Origin of the sequence: Streptomyces litchfieldiae (assembly GCF_031845365.1) — a bacterium.
GTDB classification, from domain to species: domain Bacteria; phylum Actinomycetota; class Actinomycetes; order Streptomycetales; family Streptomycetaceae; genus Streptomyces; species Streptomyces litchfieldiae.
Map to the genome: position 1 here is coordinate 1 of NZ_JAVREL010000060.1, position 1,296 is coordinate 1,296.

Sequence of the window (1,296 nt, forward strand, 5' to 3'; positions counted from 1 at the left end):
CTAGGCGCTGGTGTTCGTGCTGGTCAGCGGGGTGTGGGTTCGAGCGCGATGATCTGCTTCGGGGTGGGGACGTCGAGCTTGGCCAGCAGGTCCTTCTGGGGCTTGGTGAGGGCGGTGACCTGCCGGAACAGGCCGGTGGGGCCGGTGAACGTGCCCAGGTGGAGCCGGTCGAGCTCGCGGCGGACGGCCAGCCAGGTGGCGCCAGTGGTGGTCTCGATGATGCGGATCAGCAGCAGGGCGAGCCAGCAGAGGATGACGTGCGCGCGTATGCGTTCCTCGAGCCGGTGATAGACGGGCCGCAGGTCGATGATCTGCTTCATGTCCCGCCAGCCCCGTTCGACTTCGAGGAGCTGCTTGTAACCGAGGGCGATGTCCTCGGCGGACAGGTGGGGGTCGGAGCATCGCAGTAGGTACTTGCCGTCGAGGTTCTCCTCCGTCTTGATCTTCGCGGAGTCGATGCGGAGTTTGCCGGCCGGAGTGGTGCGGAGGTAGCGGTTGAGGCCGGGCTTGTCGGCGATCCTCCCGCGCAGTTCGCCGCGCTTGAACTCGCTGAGCTTGTCGGTGTCCTCGATCAGCATGGTGAGCTGGGCGACGAGCTGTTCGCGTATGTGCTGGTCGCGTTCGGCGGCTTCGGGGTTGTGGCAGATCACGAACCGTTCGGTGTCGGAGATCTTGACCTCCTTGACCCGCATGTTCCCGGCGATCTCGCCGTAGCGGCCCTGCCGCGACAGGGCGGCCTTCACCTCTGGGCTGCCGGAGCGGAGTTTCTCGCCGACGATGTAGGCGCCTGCTCCCTGGCGGAGGTAGCGGCGGTTGCGTTCGCTGGAGAATCCCCGGTCGGTGACCCACACGATCTTGCTCAGGGTCCAGTCGCGCATGTCGTCCTTGACCTGCCGGATCAGCTTCTGGTCACCGGTATTGCCGGGCCAGGACCAGACCCGGACGGGGATCCCGTCCCGGGTGACGGCCATTCCGATCACGATCTGCGGCAGGTCATCGCGGGAGTCCTTGGACTTGCCGTAAGTCCTGAACCCGGCCTGGTCCTCCGGCTCGCCGCTGTCGGCGGCGGTCTTGTGACCCTTGGTCAGGGGGAGGCCCTTGTCGTCGCGGGCGACGGGCCCGTCCGGCTCCTCCAGTTCGAAATAGGTGCTGGTGGTGTCGAAGAACAGCAGGTCGACCTCCAGGTTGAGGAGGTTCGCGACCTCGTCGAACACCTGCTTCTCCAGGTCGTCGGTCACCTCGTGGAGCCAGTCCATCGCCCGGTAGCAGGCGTCGTCGTCGGTGGCGGCCAGGCCG

The 1,296-nt window shown here is 66.5% G+C and carries 1 protein-coding gene; it reads right to left on the reverse strand.

Annotation, left to right across the window (positions count from 1 at the left end; genetic code table 11):
* Window positions 1-23: 23 nt before the first annotated feature.
* A partial coding sequence (locus RM590_RS35370) for an IS1634 family transposase (RefSeq protein ID WP_311708920.1) occupies window positions 24-1,296 on the reverse strand: 1,273 nt, incomplete at its 5' end.